Annotated in this window: 2 protein-coding genes; both read right to left on the bottom strand. The window is 74.5% G+C overall.

Annotation, left to right across the window (positions count from 1 at the left end; translation table 11 throughout):
- Window positions 1–343: CU044_2847 family protein (locus tag C1J00_RS43540; protein WP_102914244.1), on the bottom strand; the 343-nt coding region annotated here is incomplete at its 3' end.
- Window positions 344–423: 80 nt separating this feature from the next.
- Window positions 424–1,075, bottom strand: a 652-nt coding sequence (locus C1J00_RS43535) for a carboxyl transferase domain-containing protein (RefSeq protein ID WP_281262808.1), incomplete at its 5' end; no start/stop codon positions are given.

Raw genomic sequence — 1,075 nt, 5'->3', positions numbered from 1 at the left:
GGACTCCAGGCGTGGGCGGGACCCCGGGCATGGACGGGGACCAGGTCAGTCTGACCACCAGATGGCCCTCGGCGGTGCCCTTGGCGATGAACGCGCCTGTCTCGGCGGCCAGTTTCACCCCGAACTCGATCTCCACGCCGTCGGGCTTCAGCGAGCCGTCCCGGAAGACACGCAGCGCGGACTCGGCCGCCGCCCGCACCCCGTCCAGGGCGCCCTCGAAGGTGCGGGCCGCCTGGACCGTGCCGTCGCCGCGGGAGACCAGGCGGGAACCGGACCGCTCCTCCACCGCCTCGACCGCGACCACGGCCCCGTCACCGGTCTTGAACTCGACCAACCCGTCCACGACACCCCCGTCGTTCGATTGCGCTGGGCAGCACCATTGTGACGGAAGGTGCGCGAGGACGCCGAGGGCATTCACGGAACTCACCCACCGACGGTCCCCCGGATCACCCCCAGCTCCACCAGATCCTGCGGCCGGATGCGGAGCTGGTCCGCCGTCGCCTCCACCTCGCGCGGGGGCCGTTTGAGGATGGCCGCCGCGAGTTCCGGCGCGATCACCGAGAAGTAACTGTCCGGTGTGGCCCAGGTGTTGCCGGGGGCGGCCAGGGCCAGGGCGCCGCCGGAGCCGCCCTCGCCGATCACCAGCGTGGTCACCGGGGTGCGGACGCCCGCGACCGCGGCGAACAGGTCGGCGATCGCCGAGCCCGCGCCCTGCCGCTCCGCCTCCGCGTCGTTGGCCGCGCCCGGGGTGTCCACGAGGGTCAGCACCGGGATGCCGAGCCGGTCCGCGAGGCGGATCAGCCGGGCGGCGGTGCGGTATCCGGCGGGACGGGTCGCGGTCCCGGTCTGCGCGGCGTAGGCGACCGTGCGGCCCTCGTGGGTGCCGAAGCCGCACAGCATGCCGTCCGGGTCGGTGCCGCCGCAGCGGTCGCCGCTGATCGCGACCCGGTCGGTGAAGTAGGCATCCAAGTAGGCGGTGGCACGCGGCCGTTGAGGGGAACGGGCGCGGCGGACGGCATCCCAGCCGGTGGCGGGCAGGACCGCGGACTCGCCGAGCGGTCCGGGGGGCGGGGTG

Source organism: Streptomyces cahuitamycinicus, from assembly GCF_002891435.1.
Taxonomy (GTDB): Bacteria; Actinomycetota; Actinomycetes; order Streptomycetales; family Streptomycetaceae; genus Streptomyces; species Streptomyces cahuitamycinicus.
The sequence above is the reverse complement of the archived record's forward strand: the minus strand, read 5'-3'. Positions and strand labels throughout refer to the sequence as shown.